Genomic DNA, 15,117 nt, shown 5'->3' on the forward strand with positions numbered 1-15,117 from the left:
GCGCCCCCTGGCACGCCGCCCTGCCTCACAATCGAAAAAGCCTATTCGCCGCCGACCCAGAGGGCCGGCACGAAGCTGTAGCCAGCTCCGTCACGGTCCACATAGCCGAGGGCGGGGAATTCCAGGTGACAGCCGGCGATGAAGCTGCGCTCCGACGCCGCCTGGTCCATGATCGTCTTCCGGGTCTGGCGAGCCTGCTCGCCATCGACATCGAAGCCGACCCCCGCATCCGGGTTCTTGAACTGGATCGCCGGCAGATGGACCACGTCGGTCCAGATCAGCAGCGACTCGGATCCCGACACGATGCGGAAGCCGCAATGCCCCGGCGTATGGCCGGGGAGGGGAACCGCCTCGATCCCCGGGAGAACCTCGCCGCCGCGATGCTCGCGCATCCGGCCCGCGTAGGGTGCCACCGAGTTCCGGGCGTTCTCGAAATACGCCTTGGCCCCGTCGGGCGCCTTCGACAGCGCCTCGTCGGGGAGCCAGTGGGCCGCCTCGTCCGAATGCACGACGACCTCGGCATTCGGGTAGACGGCGCCGCCATCCTTCGCGAGGCCGCCGCAATGGTCCGGGTGCAGGTGCGTCAGCAGCACCGTCCCCACATCCTCCGGCTTGACGCCGGTGGTCGCCAGCGCGGTGCCCATGCGCCCCAGGGTCTCGGCCGGCGCCAGGGCGCCGTAGCCGGTATCCACCAGGACCGGCTTGCGGCCGGGCCCGGTGATGAGGAACGCGTTCAGGGTGATCTTCGGCTGCTCGGTGCGAAAGCCTGCCCGCTGCAAGCGCGCGGCCTCCCCCTTGTCGATGCCCGTGACGAGATCGAGGCTCGCCTGGAACCAGCCGTCATTGAGCGCCGTGACCGTGAGGTCCCCGAGGTTCCAACGCAGCACGCCGGGCAGTGGCTTCGAACCCGCCATAAGCTTCTCCCTACTCGCCGAAAATCAGCCGATCAGACGCGACGACGCTTGCGCGGGCGGCAGCCGTTGTGCGGGATCGCCGTCACATCGCGGATCGAGGTGACGGTGAAGCCCGCCGCCTGCAGGGCGCGGAGGGCCGACTCGCGGCCGGAGCCGGGGCCGGAGACCTCGACCTCGAGGGTGCGCATGCCATGCTCGCCGGCCTTGCGGGCCGCGTCCTCGGCGGCCACCTGAGCGGCGTAGGGCGTCGATTTCCGCGAACCCTTGAAGCCCATCGCGCCGGCGGACGACCAGGAGATCGTGTTGCCCTGGGCGTCGGTGATGGTGATCATCGTGTTGTTGAACGAGGCGTTCACGTGGGCGACGCCCGACACGATGTTCTTGCGTTCGCGCCGGCGGACGCGTTGCGGTTCCTTGGCCATCTCGTCTCACTCTTCCTTCAAGCGCGCCCGTAATTCCAGGCGCTCGGGATTCTTCGGGAACTTGGCCGCGCGGCCCGGCGGGGCCGGCGCGATCCGCTGGGATCCGATGAGGGACACCCGGCGCAGCGGTGGGGAAGGCCGTGCGATGCACGGCCCCCCGAACCGCGGTGGTTACTTCTTCTTGCCGGCGATCGGCTTCGCCTTGCCCTTGCGGGTGCGGGCGTTGGTGTGGGTCCGCTGGCCGCGGACCGGGAGCTGCTTGCGGTGACGCAGGCCGCGGTAGCAGCCGAGGTCCATCAACCGCTTGATGTTCATCGAGACTTCGCGGCGCAGGTCGCCTTCCACGATGTAGTCGCGGTCGATCGCCTCACGAATCTGCAGAACCTCGGCGTCGGTCAGTTCGTTGACGCGACGCTCGGCGGGGATGCCCACCTTGCCGGTGATCTGCTCCGCCTTCTTGGGGCCGATGCCGTGGATGTACTGCAGCGCGATGACGACGCGCTTGCCTGTCGGGATGTTGACGCCTGCGATACGGGCCACAGTCTCACTCCATGTGAAGCCCGGCGGAACCGGGCTCGGGTTACGCGCGTCCGGTGGAGGCCGGCCCTTGCGCGCGTGCAACGACAACGCGGCCCGCGGGCGGCCCTGGACAGGGCACCTCGGACCATCGTGCGGTTGGACGAAGGGGGGTCTGCTACTCCGTGTCGGCCGACCTGTCAATCACAACGGAGTGAAAAGCGGTGGCGCGGTCGATGGAAGCCAGTGAGAGCCTCAGGACCTTCGTGGCCGGCGTGATCCGCGCGGGGTCGGTGAATGCCGAGGAGATCGTGCCCGTCGTCATGGCCGTGGCGGGGGGCATCCTCGCCGCCGCGGACCTCCGCAGCATCTCCCTGGAGGATGCCGGGGATGGCGCGGGCGGCGTCCTCTGGGCCTCCTTCGGCGGGCCGCCGATGGCCTTTCGCTACAACCACGCCACGGCGATGATCGAGCTGCGGGCGGGGGGGCTCGACGGCCATCCCCTCCGGCGATTCGGGCGCCGGGCCCTGCCGATGGATATCCTGAACTTCTTCGGCCCGAGCCGCGCCGCGGAGGCGGCCCGCACCCGGCCCTGATGGGATCAGCGCATCCGTTGGTTGGAGTACCGGCAATACGCGCCGTCGTCGCGGTAACCCGCCGGGCAGCGGCGGACACAGGCCCCTGCGGCGAACTTCAGCGGCGGCCGGCATCGGCTCCGGACCTGCTTCTGGCGGTAGACGAAGGACTGTGCCGGGCTCTGCGCCGCCGCCGGTTCGGGCAGGGCGCCGCCGACGAGGATGAGCGCGGCGACGAGGCTCAGACGGGCGATCATCGGCTGTGTCCAACATGAGGAAGGGCGCCCGCCTGCCGGCCGGCACCCCTTGAAGGCCCTGGGCGACGCCTCAGGAGGAGACGCGTTCCCGGTGCGGTTCGAGAATCGCCGTCAGATCCCCGGTCACGACGTCGATCGGCTTCATGCCATCGACGGTCTTCAGCATGCCGAGCTTGTCGTAATAGGCCGAGAGCGGCGCGGTCTGGGCGCGGTACGCTTCGAGGCGCTGCTTGAACACCTCCGGCGTATCGTCCTTCCGTACGGCCTCGCCCCGGGCGGCGGCGTCGGCGGCACGCTTGGCGATGCGCCCGACCAGGGCGTCCTCATCGACCTTCAGCTCGATGACGGTGGAGAGGTCGAGCCCCTTGCCGGCCAGCATCGTCCCGAGGGCTTCGGCCTGGGCGACGGTGCGCGGGAACCCATCGAGGATGAAGCCCGGCTTGGCGTCCGCCTGCTCGATCCGGTCGGCGACGATCCCGACGACGATCTCGTCCGAGACGAGGCCGCCCGATTCCATCACCGCCTTGGCCTGGAGCCCCACCGGCGTGCCGGCGGCGACGGCCGCCCGGAGCATGTCGCCCGTCGAGAGCTGCGGGATGCCGTATCGCTTAACGATCCGCTCGGATTGCGTGCCCTTTCCCGCGCCGGGCGGTCCGAGCAGAATGATGCGCATGGCGTTGTCCTCTTTGGGCCCGAATTTCCGGGCTCCGGATGCACCGGCGACGCCATCCCGGGCATCGCTCCCTCTTTTTATGTCTCACGGGGCGGGCGGCGCGCGATAGCCCGGCCTTGGTCGGACATCGCGCATTTCCCCGCCTCTGTCGCCCTTCGGCGGAGGCCCCCGCCTCAGCGGCGGCGCTGGCCGGGGGACGCGCCGCGCAGCTTCGCCTTCTTCACCAGGCCCTCGTACTGATGGGCCATCAGGTGCCCGTGGATCTGCGCCACGGTGTCCATCGTCACGGTCACGAGGATCAGCAGCGAGGTGCCGCCGAAGCCGAGGCTCGCCGACGCGTAGGAGGACAGGATCTCCGGGCACAGGCAGACGAAGGTGAGGTACAGGGCGCCGATCACGGTGATGCGGGTCAGCACCTTGTCGAGGAACGCCGCGGTGCGCTCCCCGGGACGGATGCCGGGGATGAAGCCGCCGTGCTTCTTGAGGTTGTCGGCTGTCTCCTGCGGATTGAACACCACCGCCGTGTAGAAGAACGTGAAGAAGATGATCAACGCGGCGTAGGCCACGATGAACAGGGGGGTGCCGTGGCCGAGATAGGCGGTGATGGCGCCGAGCCAGCCGCTGCCGTTGTTCGACGAGAAGCTCGCCGCCGTCGCCGGCAGGAGCAGGAGCGAGGAGGCGAAGATCGGCGGGATGACGCCCGAGGTGTTGAGCTTGAGCGGCAGGAACGAGGTCTGCCCCTCGTACATGCGGTTGCCGACCTGACGCTTCGGGTAGTTGATCAGGATGCGGCGCTGGGCCCGCTCCATGAACACGATGAAGTAGATCAGGAGCACCGCCGCCACGGCGACGCCGAAGATGATGACGGGCGAGAGGGCGCCGGTGCGGCCGAGTTCGAGGGCGCCGATGATCGTCACCGGAAGGTGCGAGACGATGCCCGCGAAGATGATCAGGGACGAGCCGTTGCCGATGCCCCGCGAGGTGATCTGCTCGCCGAGCCACATCAGGAACAGGGTTCCGCCGGTCAGGGTGATGACCGTCGAGGCCAGGAAGAACGGGCCGGGATCGATGGCCGCCGACGACCCCTGTAGGCCAACCGCGATGCCCCAGGACTGCACCAGCGCCAGCACCACCGTGAGGTAGCGGGTATACTGGTTGATGACCTTGCGGCCGGACTCGCCCTCCTTCTTCAGCGCCTCGAGGCTCGGGATGACCGAGGTGAGGAGCTGAACGATGATCGAGGCGGAGATGTAGGGCATGATGTTCAGGGCGAAGATCGCCATACGCTCGACGGCGCCGCCCGAGAACATGTTGAACAGGCCGAGCACGCCGCCGGACTGCTGCTGGAAGTTGCGGGCGAACTGCTCCGGGTCGATGCCGGGGATCGGCACGTAGGTGCCGAGCCGGAACACGATCAGCGCGCCGACCGTGAACCAGATGCGCTTCTTCAGCTCATCGGCCTTGGCGATCGCGCCGAAATTCAGGTTGGCGGCAAGCTGCTCGGCGGCTGAGGCCATAGCGTCGCGTCCTACGCGTGTCGCCGGGCGAATGCCCGGATGAAACGAAAAAAAGCGGCGGCCCGCGCGAGGTCGCGTGGGGCCGCCGCTCGATGGTCTCCGACTTAAAGGCCGGGGACGCGCCGCGCAACGTGTCGCGCGGCCGCCGTCCGCCTCAGGCGGTGGCCTCGGCCCCGGCCTTGCCGCGGGTCGAGACGCCGGAGGCGAACACCACGCTGACCGAGCCGCCGGCCTTCTCGACGGCCTCGATGGCCGACTTGGAGGCGCGGGTCACTTCGAAGCTGAGCTTCGAGGTGATCTCGCCGACGCCGAGCAGCTTCACACCGTCCCGGGGACGGGCGAGGATACCGGCGGCGACCAGGGTCTCGACCGTGACGGTCGCACCGGCCTCGAGCTGCCCCGTATCCACGGCGGCCTGGATCCGGCCGAGGTTCACCTCGTTCAGGTCCGCCGCGTGGATGTTGTTGAAGCCGCGCTTCGGCAGGCGACGGTGGAGCGGCATCTGGCCGCCCTCGAAACCCTTCACGGCCACGCCGGTCCGGGCCTTCTGGCCCTTCACGCCGCGCCCGGCGGTCTTGCCCTTGCCGGAGCCGATGCCCCGGCCGACACGCATCCGGTCCTTGGTGGCGCCGGGATTGTCGCTGATCTGGTTAAGCTTCATGGGTCGCCTCCTCAGGCTTCGAGGACGCGCACAAGGTGATGCACCTTGCGGATCATGCCGCGCACCGACGGCGTGTCCTCAAGCTCGGAGACGCGGTGCAGCTTGTTCAGCTTGAGGCCGACCAGCGTCGCGCGCTGGCTGGCTTCGCGGCGGATCGGCGAACCGATCTGCTCGATACGGACGGTCTTGGTGTTGTCAGCCATGCCATCCTCCCTTACGCGACCGCGGCTTCGGACTGGTCAGCCGGGTCGGCATCACGGCGGCGCGACTGCAGCGCGGACACCTTGAGGCCCCGGCGGGCCGCCACGGCGCGCGGGCTGTCTTCGTTCTTGAGCGCCTCGAAGGTGGCGCGCACGAGGTTGTAGGGGTTCGACGAGCCGAGGCTCTTGGCCACGACGTCCTGCATGCCGAGGGTCTCGAACACGGCGCGCATCGGGCCGCCGGCGATGATGCCGGTACCCTGCGGGGCCGCGCGGAGGATCACCTTGCCGGCGCCATGACGTCCGTTGACGTCGTGGTGCAGGGTCCGGCCCTCGCGGAGCGACACGCGGATCAGGCCGCGCTTGGCGGCCTCGGTGGCCTTGCGGATGGCCTCAGGCACCTCGCGGGCCTTGCCGTGGCCGAAGCCGACGCGGCCCTTCTGGTCGCCGACGACGACCAGGGCGGCGAAGCCGAAGCGACGGCCACCCTTCACAACCTTCGCGACGCGGTTGATGTGGACCAGCTTGTCCACGAACTCGCTGTCGTGCTCCTCGCGATCATCGCGGCGGCCGCGGCCCCCGCCTTCCCGTTCACGTGCCATGTTCACTACCTATCTCACTGGCGCAGGCCATGGGGCCCGCTCGCTCGATTCCCCTCTTCCGTGAAGAAGGGAGCCCCACGCCGCCCGGAGGGCCGCGCGGGGGGATTTCGTCAGAAGTCCAGGCCGCCTTCGCGGGCCGCTTCGGCCACGGCCTTGACGCGGCCGTGGTAGATGTAGCCGGACCGGTCGAAGATCACCTTGGTGACCCCGGCCGCCTTGGCGCGCTCGGCGATGAGCTTGCCGACGGCCGTCGCCGCAGCGACGTCCGCGCCGGTCTTGAGGTCGCCCTTGAGCGACTTCTCGATGGTGGACGCCGACGCGAGGGTGTGACCCTTCACGTCGTCGATGACCTGCACGTAGATCTGCTTCGACGAGCGGAACACCGACAGGCGGGGACGGCCGTTGGCCGCCGCCTTGATGGCCCTGCGAACGCGCGCCTTGCGCCGATCGAGGGCTTCGAGCTTACGAGACATCTTCGCCCTCCTTTACTTCTTCTTGCCTTCCTTGCGGAAGATGAACTCGCCCTCATACCGGACGCCCTTGCCCTTGTAGGGCTCGGGGCCGCGATACTCGCGAATCTCCGCCGCAACCTGGCCCACCTTCTGCCGGTCGATGCCGGTGATGGTGATCTCGGTCGGCTTCGGCGTGGCGATGGTGATGCCCTCCGGCACGGCGTACTCGACGTCGTGGCTGTAGCCGAGCGACAGCTTGAGCGCCTTGCCAGCCATCGCGGCGCGGTAACCGACGCCGGTGATCTCGAGCTTCTTGGCGAAACCCGTCGACACGCCGGTGGCGATGTTGGCGATCTGAGCGCGCGACGTTCCCCAGAGGGACCGGGCGGGCTTGGTCTGGTTGATGGGCTGCACCTCGATGGCGCCGTCCTTCATTTCGACGCTGACGAGGGAGGGAACGACGAACTTCAGTTCGCCCTTCGCGCCCTTCATGGTCACGGTCTGGCCCGTGACGTTGGCGGTGACGCCTGCCGGAACGGGGACCGGCTTCTTGCCTACGCGAGACATGAGATGTCTTCCTCCGTCCCGATCAGAACACGGTGCAGAGCACTTCACCGCCGACGTTGCGCTCACGCGCCTCGTGGTCGGCCATGACGCCCTGCGGGGTGGAGACGATGGTGACGCCGAGGCCGTCGGCCACGCGCGGCAGCTCGCCGACAGACGAGTAGACCCGGCGGCCGGGCTTCGACACGCGCTTGATCTCACGGATCACGGGCTTGCCGTCGTAGTACTTGAGCTCGATGGCGAACTCCGACCGGCCGTTGCCCAGCTCGGTCGCCGCGAAGTCGCGGATGTAGCCCTCGCGCTTCAGCACGTTGAGCACGCTCGCGCGCAGCTTCGAGCCGGGCGTCTGGACGACGTTGCGACGGCGCAGCTGGCCGTTGCGGATACGGGTGAGCATGTCACCCACGGGATCGTTGACCATGAGGACCTCCTTACCAGCTCGACTTGACGAGGCCGGGGATGAGCCCCCGGTTGCCGAGCTCCCGCAGCGCGACGCGCGAGATGCCCATCTTGCGGTAGAAGGCCCGCGGACGGCCGGTCATGCCGCAGCGGTTGCGGATGCGGGTGGCCGACGAGTTGCGGGGCAGTTCGGCGAGCTTCAGGCGCGCTTCGAAGCGGTCCTGCATCTCGATCGACTCGTTGTTGGCGATATCGAGGAGCGCCTTCCGCTTGGCGGCGAACCGCTTCACGAGCTCCTTGCGATGGTTGTTCTTCTCGACTGAGCTTTTCTTCGACATGTCGTCTATCTCCAGTGTCCGCGTCTGACGTTCGAGAACGTCACTGCCGGAACGGGAATTGGAAGGCCGCGAGCAGTGCCTTGGCCTCGGCATCGGTCTGGGCGGAGGTCGCCACGACGATGTCCATGCCCCACATCTGCTCCGCCTTGTCGTAGGAGATCTCCGGGAACACGAGGTGCTCCTTGAGACCCAGGGCGTAGTTGCCACGCCCATCGAACGAGCGCGGGTTCAGGCCGCGGAAGTCACGCACGCGCGGCAGCGCGATGGTGATCAGGCGGTCCATGAACTCGTACATGCGCTGCTTGCGCAGGGTGACCTTGCAGCCGATCGGCATGCCTTCGCGGACCTTGAAGGTCGCGATGGCCTTGCGCGCCCGGGTGATCACCGGCTTCTGGCCGGCGATGAGGGCGAGGTCGCCCGCGGCGACGGTGGCCTTCTTCGAGTCCGCGGTGGACTCGCCGACGCCCATGTTGATGACGATCTTCTCGATCTGCGGCACCTGCATGGGGTTCTTGTAGCCGAACTCTTCGATCAGCTTCTGGCGAACCACCTCGTCGTAGTGCTTGCGCAGACGGGGGACGTACGCGTTCTTGTCGGCCTCAGCCATCGATCTGATCCCCCGTGCTCTTGGCGAACCGGACCTTGCGCCCGTCTTCGAGGATGCGGAAACCCACGCGGGTCGCCTTGCCGTTGGCATCGGCGACCGCGATGTTCGAGAGTTGGATGGCGGCCTCCTTGGAGATGATGCCGCCTTCCTGGTTCTGGGACTGCTTCTGGTGCTTCTTGACGAGGTTCACGCCGCGCACGAACGCCCGGCCTTCCTTCGGCATCACCTGGATCACTTCGCCAGAGCGGCCAGCGTCCCGGCCGGTCAGCACGACGACCTTGTCGCCCTTGCGGATCTTGGCAGCCATCACAGCACCTCCGGGGCGAGCGAGATGATCTTCATGTGGTTGCGGGCGCGCAGCTCGCGCGGCACCGGTCCGAAGATGCGGGTGCCGATCGGCTCCTTCTGATTGTTGATCAGGACGGCGGCGTTCTTGTCGAAGCGGATCACCGAACCGTCGGCGCGCTTGACGTCCTTGGCGGTGCGCACGACCACCGCCTTCATCACGTCGCCCTTCTTCACGCGACCCCTCGGGATCGCCTCCTTCACCGACACGACGATCACGTCGCCGACGCCGGCATACTTGCGCTTCGACCCGCCGAGAACCTTGATGCACATCACACGGCGTGCACCAGAGTTGTCGGCGACGTCCAGATTCGTCTGCATCTGGATCACGTGCGTGACTCCTTGTTTCAGGCGGGTTTCCGCACGCGGGCGGTATTGCCCGGCGGACGACGCCTGAGGGGGATCTGTGGTCCCCGGCTCATGTGAACGACCGCGCAATCGGCGTCAGGGACGCCGGCGCGGTCACCGCGTTGGAATGAGGGCGAACCCCCATCCGGAATGTCGCGAAGGTCGGGGCCATACATCGCCTGGGCCGTATTGGCAACCGACGATCGTGGCCCCACGGCCGATTTGGCGCCGCGACGCCGGGATGGGAATCGCCCGCTGGCCCGGCCGGATACGCCGCCCAGGAGGCCATGAGGCGATCCCCGGCGATGGCGCGTCTCGGAGGGACGATTGGAGAGGTCGGGCAGGGGTGTATTGCCCGCCCTGCACCGATGCCATGCTTGAGAGCGAGGCGCAGGGCGGGCGTAAGGGGCGCTGCCCTACGGTCAGCCGTCGAGGACGCCCGGGGCCCAGGTTCGCCCGAGAAAGTCTCAGCCGACGAGATCGCCAGCCTGTCGCCGGCGCTCTGGAGGGGAGTAGATCAGGCTGGCTGGCCGAAGGGCTCCGATTCGAACAGGAAGCCGTCGAGGCTCGGGATCGTCACCGCCGTGGCGAGGGCCGGCTTCGAAAGGCGCCAGGGACGGTCGGTCCGGCCGCGAATCGCCTCGGAGGGGCGCAGCCGCCGCCCGCGGCCGTCCTCACCCAGCTCCTCGATGATGACGAAGCCGTAGACCTGCAGCCGCGACGCGGTGAGTTTCGTTTCCCGGTCGTCTGCAGCCACCACCATGGTGCCCAGCGCATAGACCGTCTCCATCAGCACCCGCTGCTCGCCGCGCCGCCGGAGGCCGGCCTCGCGCTCGCCCATGGGAGGGCGGGTGGCGGCCCGGCGGAAGGGGACGACGTTGCTGACCGCTACGCAACCCATACGAGAAAACCCTTGAACGCCCCGCTGGGGCGCCGAATCGCCACCCCGTCGATGCGGAGGTTTCGACCAATCGGATTAACCGCCCGTGGAGCATGTCCCCGCCGGGCTGCCCCGATCCGGCACGAGCTTCCCGTCTGCCCAGGGCGCAAACCCTTCCTTAAGGGCTCCGGGGGAAGGAATTTTCGTCGGCGATGCATTGACCTACGAAGTTGCTGCGTCTAGAAGCGCCCCACTTCGGTCGGCCATCGGCAGCCGACGGCCTGCGGGCTTCGCCCGAACCGCCGTCCCCGCACCCGACGCGACCTGAAGGCTCAAATCGCCTGACGTTCAAGTCAGATCCGTAGGTACGAGCGCGCCTTTCGAGGCGCGATCCTCTGCCCACACCGCGCCGAGGGGCTCTGCCGAGCCCTTCCGGCGCATATTCGTTTTGCGGACTGCGGTGCAGTCCAAAAGCTGACCGAGGAAGAGGGCACAGGATGCCGACGATCAATCAGCTGATCGCCCAGCCGCGGAAGATCCAGCGGAGCCGCAACAAGGTTCCGGCGCTGGATGCCTGCCCGCAGAAGCGTGGCGTGTGCACCCGCGTCTATACGACGACGCCGAAGAAGCCGAACTCGGCCCTCCGGAAGGTCGCCAAGGTGCGTCTGACCAATGGCTTCGAGGTCATCGGTTACATCCCCGGCGAGGGCCACAACCTTCAGGAGCACTCCGTGGTGATGATCCGCGGCGGCCGCGTGAAGGATCTTCCCGGCGTGCGCTACCACATCCTCCGCGGTGTGCTCGACACGCAGGGCGTGAAGAACCGGAAGCAGCGCCGGTCGAAGTACGGCGCCAAGCGTCCGAAGTAAGGGCAGGTTCGGCAGCGCATTTTCACTGCCTGACAAGGATGTCGCCGGCGAAAGCTCAAGGCGGCCTGCGTCAGGTGCTTAAAGTCTACTCATTGGAAGTTTAGCCAATGTCCCGTCGTCACTCTGCAGAGAAGCGCGAGATCATCCCGGACCCCAAGTACGGGGACGTGGTGCTGACGAAGTTCATGAATTCGATCATGTACGAGGGCAAGAAGTCGACCGCCGAGCGGATCGTCTACGGTGCCTTCGACATCGTTGAGAACCGCGCCCGCGCCAACCCGATCGAGGTGTTCCGCGCCGCGCTCGACAACGTCGCCCCGATGATCGAGGTCCGGTCCCGCCGCGTCGGCGGCGCGACCTACCAGGTCCCCGTCGAGGTGCGCACCGAGCGTCGCCAGGCGCTGGCGATCCGCTGGCTGATCCAGGCGGCTCGTTCGCGCAACGACCGCACCATGATCGAGCGTCTCTCCGCCGAGCTGCTCGACGCCGCGAACAACCGCGGCAACGCCGTCAAGAAGCGGGAAGACACGCACCGGATGGCGGAAGCCAACCGCGCCTTCTCGCATTACCGCTGGTAAGCGGCCCACCCGTCTCTCTGGAGCAGTCCGATGCCCCGCACGCACGCGATCGAGGACTACCGCAACTTCGGCATCATGGCCCACATCGATGCCGGCAAGACCACGACCACGGAGCGGATCCTCTACTACACCGGAAAGTCCCATAAGATCGGCGAGGTCCATGAGGGCGCCGCCACGATGGACTGGATGGAGCAGGAGCAGGAGCGCGGCATCACGATCACGTCCGCCGCGACGACGTGCTTCTGGCGCGAGAAGCGCCTGAACATCATCGACACGCCCGGCCACGTCGACTTCACCATCGAGGTCGAGCGGTCCCTGCGCGTGCTCGACGGCGCGGTGTGCGTCCTCGACGGCAACCAGGGCGTCGAGCCCCAGACCGAGACCGTGTGGCGTCAGGCTGACAAGTACGACGTCCCGCGCGTCGTGTTCGTCAACAAGATGGACAAGATCGGCGCCGACTTCTTCAAGTGCGTCGCCGACATCATCGACCGCGTGGCCGGCAAGCCCGTCTGCCTGCAGCTGCCGATCGGTGCGGAGTCCAGCTTCCAGGGCGTGATCGACCTCATCAAGATGAAGGCGATCGTCTGGTCGGGCGAGGCGCTCGGCGCCAACTTCGACGAGATCGAGATCCCGGAGGACCTCAAGGACCAGGCGGTCGAGTACCGCATGAAGCTGGTCGAGGCCTGCGTCGAGCTCGATGACGACGCCATGTCCGCCTACCTCGACGGCACCGAGCCGGACGAGGACGCGATGCGCAAGCTGGTGCGCAAGGCCGTGCAGCTGCGCGCCTTCCACCCGGTGCTGTGTGGCTCGGCCTTCAAGAACAAGGGCGTTCAGCCGCTCCTCGACGCCGTCGTCGACTTCCTGCCGTCCCCCGCCGACCGCGGCGAGATCAAGGGCATCGACTTCAAGACCGAGGAAGAGGTGTTCCGTCACCCGACGGATTCCGACCCCTTCTCCATGCTCGCCTTCAAGATCATGGACGATCCGCACGTCGGCACGATCACGTTCTGCCGCGTGTACTCGGGCAAGGTCGATTCCGGCGCGAACGTCATCAACTCGACCCGCGACAAGAAGGAGCGTGTCGGTCGCATGCTCCTGATGCATGCCAACAACCGCGAGGACATCAAGGAAGCCTTCGCGGGCGACATCGTCGCCCTGGCAGGCCTCAAGGACACCCGCACGGGCGACACCCTCTGCGATCCGCAGAAGGCCGTCATCCTGGAGAAGATGGAATTCCCCGAGCCGGTGATCGAGATCGCCGTCGAGCCGAAGTCCAAGGCCGACCAGGAGAAGCTCGGTATCGCGCTCTCGAAGCTCGCCGCCGAGGACCCGTCCTTCCGCGTGTCCACGGACCAGGAGTCGGGCCAGACCATCCTCAAGGGGATGGGCGAGCTCCACCTGGACATCAAGGTCGATATCCTGCGCCGCACCTACAAGGTGGACGCGAACATCGGCCAGCCGCAGGTGGCCTACCGTGAGAAGCTGACCCGCCGGACCGAGATCGACTACACCCACAAGAAGCAGACCGGTGGTACCGGTCAGTTCGCCCGGGTGAAGTTCGTGGTCGAGCCGAACGAGCCGGGCGCCGGTTTCTCGTTCGAATCCAAGATCGTCGGCGGTTCGGTGCCCAAGGAGTACATCCCGGGCGTCGAGAAGGGTCTCAACTCGGTCCTGACGGCCGGTATCCTCGCCGGCTTCCCGGTGGTGGACATCAAGGTCGAGCTGGTCGACGGCGCCTACCACGACGTGGACTCGTCGGCGCTCGCCTTCGAGATCGCCTCGCGGGCAGCGCTCCGGGAGGCCCTCCAGAAGGGCGGTTCGGTGCTGCTCGAGCCGGTCATGAAGGTCGAGGTCGTGTCTCCCGAGGAGTACACCGGCTCGGTCATCGGCGACCTGAACTCCCGCCGCGGCCAGATCCAGGGCCAGGACATGCGGGGCAACGCCAACGTCATCAACGCGATGGTGCCGCTGGCCAACATGTTCGGCTACGTGAACCAGCTGCGCTCCTTCTCTCAGGGCCGCGCCAACTTCACGATGCAGTTCGATCACTACGAAGAGGTGCCGCGCGGCGAAGCTGACAAGGTCATCGCCAAGTACGCGTAAGGCTCATCGCCTGACGCATCCCTTCGATCCGCAACACGAATTTTCGATTTAGGAGGCTCTGATGGGTAAGGAAAAGTTCTCCCGCAACAAGCCGCACTGCAACATCGGCACGATCGGTCACGTGGACCACGGGAAGACGTCGCTGACGGCGGCGATCACGAAGGTCCTTGCGGAGACGGGCGGGGCGACGTTCACGGCCTACGACCAGATCGACAAGGCCCCCGAGGAGAAGGCGCGCGGGATCACGATCTCGACGGCGCACGTGGAGTACGAGACGGTGAACCGTCACTACGCCCACGTGGATTGCCCCGGGCACGCGGACTACGTGAAGAACATGATCACGGGCGCGGCGCAGATGGACGGCGCGATCCTGGTGGTGTCGGCGGCCGACGGCCCGATGCCGCAGACCCGGGAGCACATCCTGCTCGCCCGTCAGGTCGGCGTGCCGGCGCTGGTGGTGTTCCTGAACAAGGTCGACCTCGTGGACGACGAGGAGCTCCTGGAGCTGGTGGAGATGGAGGTGCGCGAGCTCCTCTCGAAGTACGACTTCCCCGGTGACGACATCCCGATCACCAAGGGCTCGGCCAAGGTGGCGCTGGACAACGGCGACAAGGCGATCGGGCACGACGCGGTGCTGAAGCTGATGCAGTCGGTGGACGAGTACATCCCGCAGCCCGAGCGTCCGATCGACATGCCGTTCCTGATGCCGATCGAGGACGTGTTCTCGATCTCGGGCCGCGGCACGGTGGTGACGGGTCGCGTGGAGCGCGGCATCGTGAAGGTGGGCGAGGAGGTCGAGATCGTCGGCATCCGCCCGACGACGAAGACGACGGTGACCGGCGTCGAGATGTTCCGCAAGCTGCTGGACCAGGGGCAGGCGGGCGACAACGTGGGCGTGCTGCTGCGCGGCACGAAGCGCGAGGACGTGGAGCGGGGCCAGGTGGTGTGCAAGCCGGGTTCGGTGAAGCCGCACGCCAAGTTCAAGGCCGAGGCGTACATCCTGACGAAGGAGGAGGGCGGTCGCCACACGCCGTTCTTCACGAACTACCGGCCGCAGTTCTACTTCCGCACGACGGACGTGACCGGGATCTGCACGCTGCCCGAGGGCACCGAGATGGTGATGCCGGGCGACAACGTGACGATGGACGTGGTGCTGATCGTGCCGGTGGCGATGGAAGAGAAGCTGCGCTTCGCCATCCGCGAGGGCGGCCGCACCGTCGGCGCCGGCGTCGTCGCCGCCATCAACGACTGAGCCCACACCACCAGAACCTGAAGGGAGCGGCGGGGATCCGCC

The 15,117-nt window shown here is 67.3% G+C and carries 22 protein-coding genes; 5 read left to right on the forward strand and 17 right to left on the reverse strand.

The features are described from left to right. Positions 1 to 41 precede the first annotated feature (41 nt). The 3 genes from MKK53_RS02225 to rpsM all read right to left on the reverse strand — a co-directional run bounded on the left by MKK53_RS02225 (position 42) and on the right by rpsM (position 1,876). Positions 42 to 914, reverse strand: a complete 873-nt coding sequence (locus tag MKK53_RS02225) for an MBL fold metallo-hydrolase (protein WP_243926463.1) — start codon at positions 912 to 914, stop codon at positions 42 to 44. Between the two features lie 32 nt (positions 915 to 946). After that, on the reverse strand, positions 947 to 1,336 hold the full coding sequence (gene rpsK, locus MKK53_RS02230; RefSeq protein ID WP_243926465.1) for a 30S ribosomal protein S11: 390 nt from the start codon (positions 1,334 to 1,336) through the stop codon (positions 947 to 949). A gap of 171 nt (positions 1,337 to 1,507) precedes the next feature. Next, the gene (rpsM, locus tag MKK53_RS02235; protein WP_243926467.1) at positions 1,508 to 1,876 is read right to left on the reverse strand and encodes a 30S ribosomal protein S13; all 369 of its coding nucleotides are present in this window, start codon (positions 1,874 to 1,876) and stop codon (positions 1,508 to 1,510) included. Between the two features lie 212 nt (positions 1,877 to 2,088). Here rpsM and MKK53_RS02240 point away from each other — a divergent pair, with 212 nt between their 5' ends. Further along, positions 2,089 to 2,448 (forward strand): hypothetical protein, encoded by a 360-nt coding sequence (locus MKK53_RS02240; RefSeq protein ID WP_243926469.1) that lies wholly within the window; start codon positions 2,089 to 2,091, stop codon positions 2,446 to 2,448. Positions 2,449 to 2,453: 5 nt separating this feature from the next. Here the strand turns inward: MKK53_RS02240 and MKK53_RS02245 are convergent, their stop codons facing one another. The 14 genes from MKK53_RS02245 to MKK53_RS02310 all read right to left on the reverse strand — a co-directional run bounded on the left by MKK53_RS02245 (position 2,454) and on the right by MKK53_RS02310 (position 10,291). After that, positions 2,454 to 2,684 carry a hypothetical protein gene (locus MKK53_RS02245; protein ID WP_243926471.1) on the reverse strand — a complete coding sequence of 77 codons (231 nt, stop codon included), beginning with the start codon at positions 2,682 to 2,684 and terminating at the stop codon, positions 2,454 to 2,456. A gap of 70 nt (positions 2,685 to 2,754) precedes the next feature. Further along, a complete protein-coding gene (locus tag MKK53_RS02250) occupies positions 2,755 to 3,357 on the reverse strand; it encodes an adenylate kinase (RefSeq protein ID WP_243926473.1) in 603 nt (200 codons plus the stop codon). Positions 3,358 to 3,530: 173 nt separating this feature from the next. Next, positions 3,531 to 4,874: a preprotein translocase subunit SecY gene (gene secY, locus MKK53_RS02255; protein ID WP_243926475.1), complete on the reverse strand. Its 1,344-nt coding sequence runs from the start codon at positions 4,872 to 4,874 to the stop codon at positions 3,531 to 3,533. A 154-nt stretch (positions 4,875 to 5,028) separates the two neighbouring features. After that, positions 5,029 to 5,535 carry a 50S ribosomal protein L15 gene (rplO, locus tag MKK53_RS02260; protein WP_243926477.1) on the reverse strand — a complete coding sequence of 169 codons (507 nt, stop codon included), beginning with the start codon at positions 5,533 to 5,535 and terminating at the stop codon, positions 5,029 to 5,031. 11 nt (positions 5,536 to 5,546) lie between these two features. Beyond that, entirely contained in the window at positions 5,547 to 5,738 is a 192-nt protein-coding gene (gene rpmD, locus MKK53_RS02265; protein WP_243926479.1) for a 50S ribosomal protein L30, read from the reverse strand. 11 nt (positions 5,739 to 5,749) lie between these two features. Next, a complete protein-coding gene (gene rpsE, locus MKK53_RS02270) occupies positions 5,750 to 6,337 on the reverse strand; it encodes a 30S ribosomal protein S5 (RefSeq protein ID WP_243926481.1) in 588 nt (195 codons plus the stop codon). A 110-nt stretch (positions 6,338 to 6,447) separates the two neighbouring features. Further along, a complete protein-coding gene (rplR, locus tag MKK53_RS02275) occupies positions 6,448 to 6,810 on the reverse strand; it encodes a 50S ribosomal protein L18 (protein ID WP_243926483.1) in 363 nt (120 codons plus the stop codon). Between the two features lie 12 nt (positions 6,811 to 6,822). Beyond that, on the reverse strand, positions 6,823 to 7,356 hold the full coding sequence (gene rplF / locus MKK53_RS02280) for a 50S ribosomal protein L6 (RefSeq protein ID WP_243926485.1): 534 nt from the start codon (positions 7,354 to 7,356) through the stop codon (positions 6,823 to 6,825). A gap of 22 nt (positions 7,357 to 7,378) precedes the next feature. Then, a complete protein-coding gene (gene rpsH, locus MKK53_RS02285) occupies positions 7,379 to 7,774 on the reverse strand; it encodes a 30S ribosomal protein S8 (RefSeq protein WP_243926487.1) in 396 nt (131 codons plus the stop codon). Positions 7,775 to 7,784: 10 nt separating this feature from the next. Further along, on the reverse strand, positions 7,785 to 8,090 hold the full coding sequence (gene rpsN / locus MKK53_RS02290) for a 30S ribosomal protein S14 (RefSeq protein WP_243926489.1): 306 nt from the start codon (positions 8,088 to 8,090) through the stop codon (positions 7,785 to 7,787). A 40-nt stretch (positions 8,091 to 8,130) separates the two neighbouring features. Continuing rightward, the gene (gene rplE / locus MKK53_RS02295) at positions 8,131 to 8,697 is read right to left on the reverse strand and encodes a 50S ribosomal protein L5 (protein WP_243926491.1); all 567 of its coding nucleotides are present in this window, start codon (positions 8,695 to 8,697) and stop codon (positions 8,131 to 8,133) included. After that, the gene (rplX, locus tag MKK53_RS02300) at positions 8,690 to 9,004 is read right to left on the reverse strand and encodes a 50S ribosomal protein L24 (protein ID WP_243926493.1); all 315 of its coding nucleotides are present in this window, start codon (positions 9,002 to 9,004) and stop codon (positions 8,690 to 8,692) included. Before rplX ends, rplE begins: the two co-directional genes overlap by 8 nt. Next, complete coding sequence (gene rplN / locus MKK53_RS02305; RefSeq protein WP_010686182.1) at positions 9,004 to 9,372, reverse strand: 50S ribosomal protein L14; 369 nt, start codon at positions 9,370 to 9,372, stop codon at positions 9,004 to 9,006. The genes rplX and rplN overlap by 1 nt, the downstream gene beginning before the upstream one ends. A gap of 535 nt (positions 9,373 to 9,907) precedes the next feature. After that, positions 9,908 to 10,291 carry a hypothetical protein gene (locus MKK53_RS02310; RefSeq protein ID WP_243926495.1) on the reverse strand — a complete coding sequence of 128 codons (384 nt, stop codon included), beginning with the start codon at positions 10,289 to 10,291 and terminating at the stop codon, positions 9,908 to 9,910. 476 nt (positions 10,292 to 10,767) lie between these two features. Here MKK53_RS02310 and rpsL point away from each other — a divergent pair, with 476 nt between their 5' ends. The 4 genes from rpsL (at position 10,768) to tuf (ending at position 15,075) form a co-directional block, all read left to right on the forward strand. Then, positions 10,768 to 11,139 carry a 30S ribosomal protein S12 gene (gene rpsL / locus MKK53_RS02315; protein WP_007557568.1) on the forward strand — a complete coding sequence of 124 codons (372 nt, stop codon included), beginning with the start codon at positions 10,768 to 10,770 and terminating at the stop codon, positions 11,137 to 11,139. A 107-nt stretch (positions 11,140 to 11,246) separates the two neighbouring features. Continuing rightward, positions 11,247 to 11,717 carry a 30S ribosomal protein S7 gene (gene rpsG / locus MKK53_RS02320; RefSeq protein ID WP_007557567.1) on the forward strand — a complete coding sequence of 157 codons (471 nt, stop codon included), beginning with the start codon at positions 11,247 to 11,249 and terminating at the stop codon, positions 11,715 to 11,717. A gap of 30 nt (positions 11,718 to 11,747) precedes the next feature. Next, positions 11,748 to 13,823 carry an elongation factor G gene (fusA, locus tag MKK53_RS02325; RefSeq protein ID WP_243926497.1) on the forward strand — a complete coding sequence of 692 codons (2,076 nt, stop codon included), beginning with the start codon at positions 11,748 to 11,750 and terminating at the stop codon, positions 13,821 to 13,823. A 61-nt stretch (positions 13,824 to 13,884) separates the two neighbouring features. Then, a complete protein-coding gene (tuf, locus tag MKK53_RS02330) occupies positions 13,885 to 15,075 on the forward strand; it encodes an elongation factor Tu (RefSeq protein WP_243926499.1) in 1,191 nt (396 codons plus the stop codon). The last annotated feature ends 42 nt before the right edge of the window (positions 15,076 to 15,117 follow it).

The organism is Methylobacterium sp. J-076, assembly GCF_022829405.1.
In the GTDB taxonomy this organism is placed as follows: domain Bacteria; phylum Pseudomonadota; class Alphaproteobacteria; order Rhizobiales; family Beijerinckiaceae; genus Methylobacterium.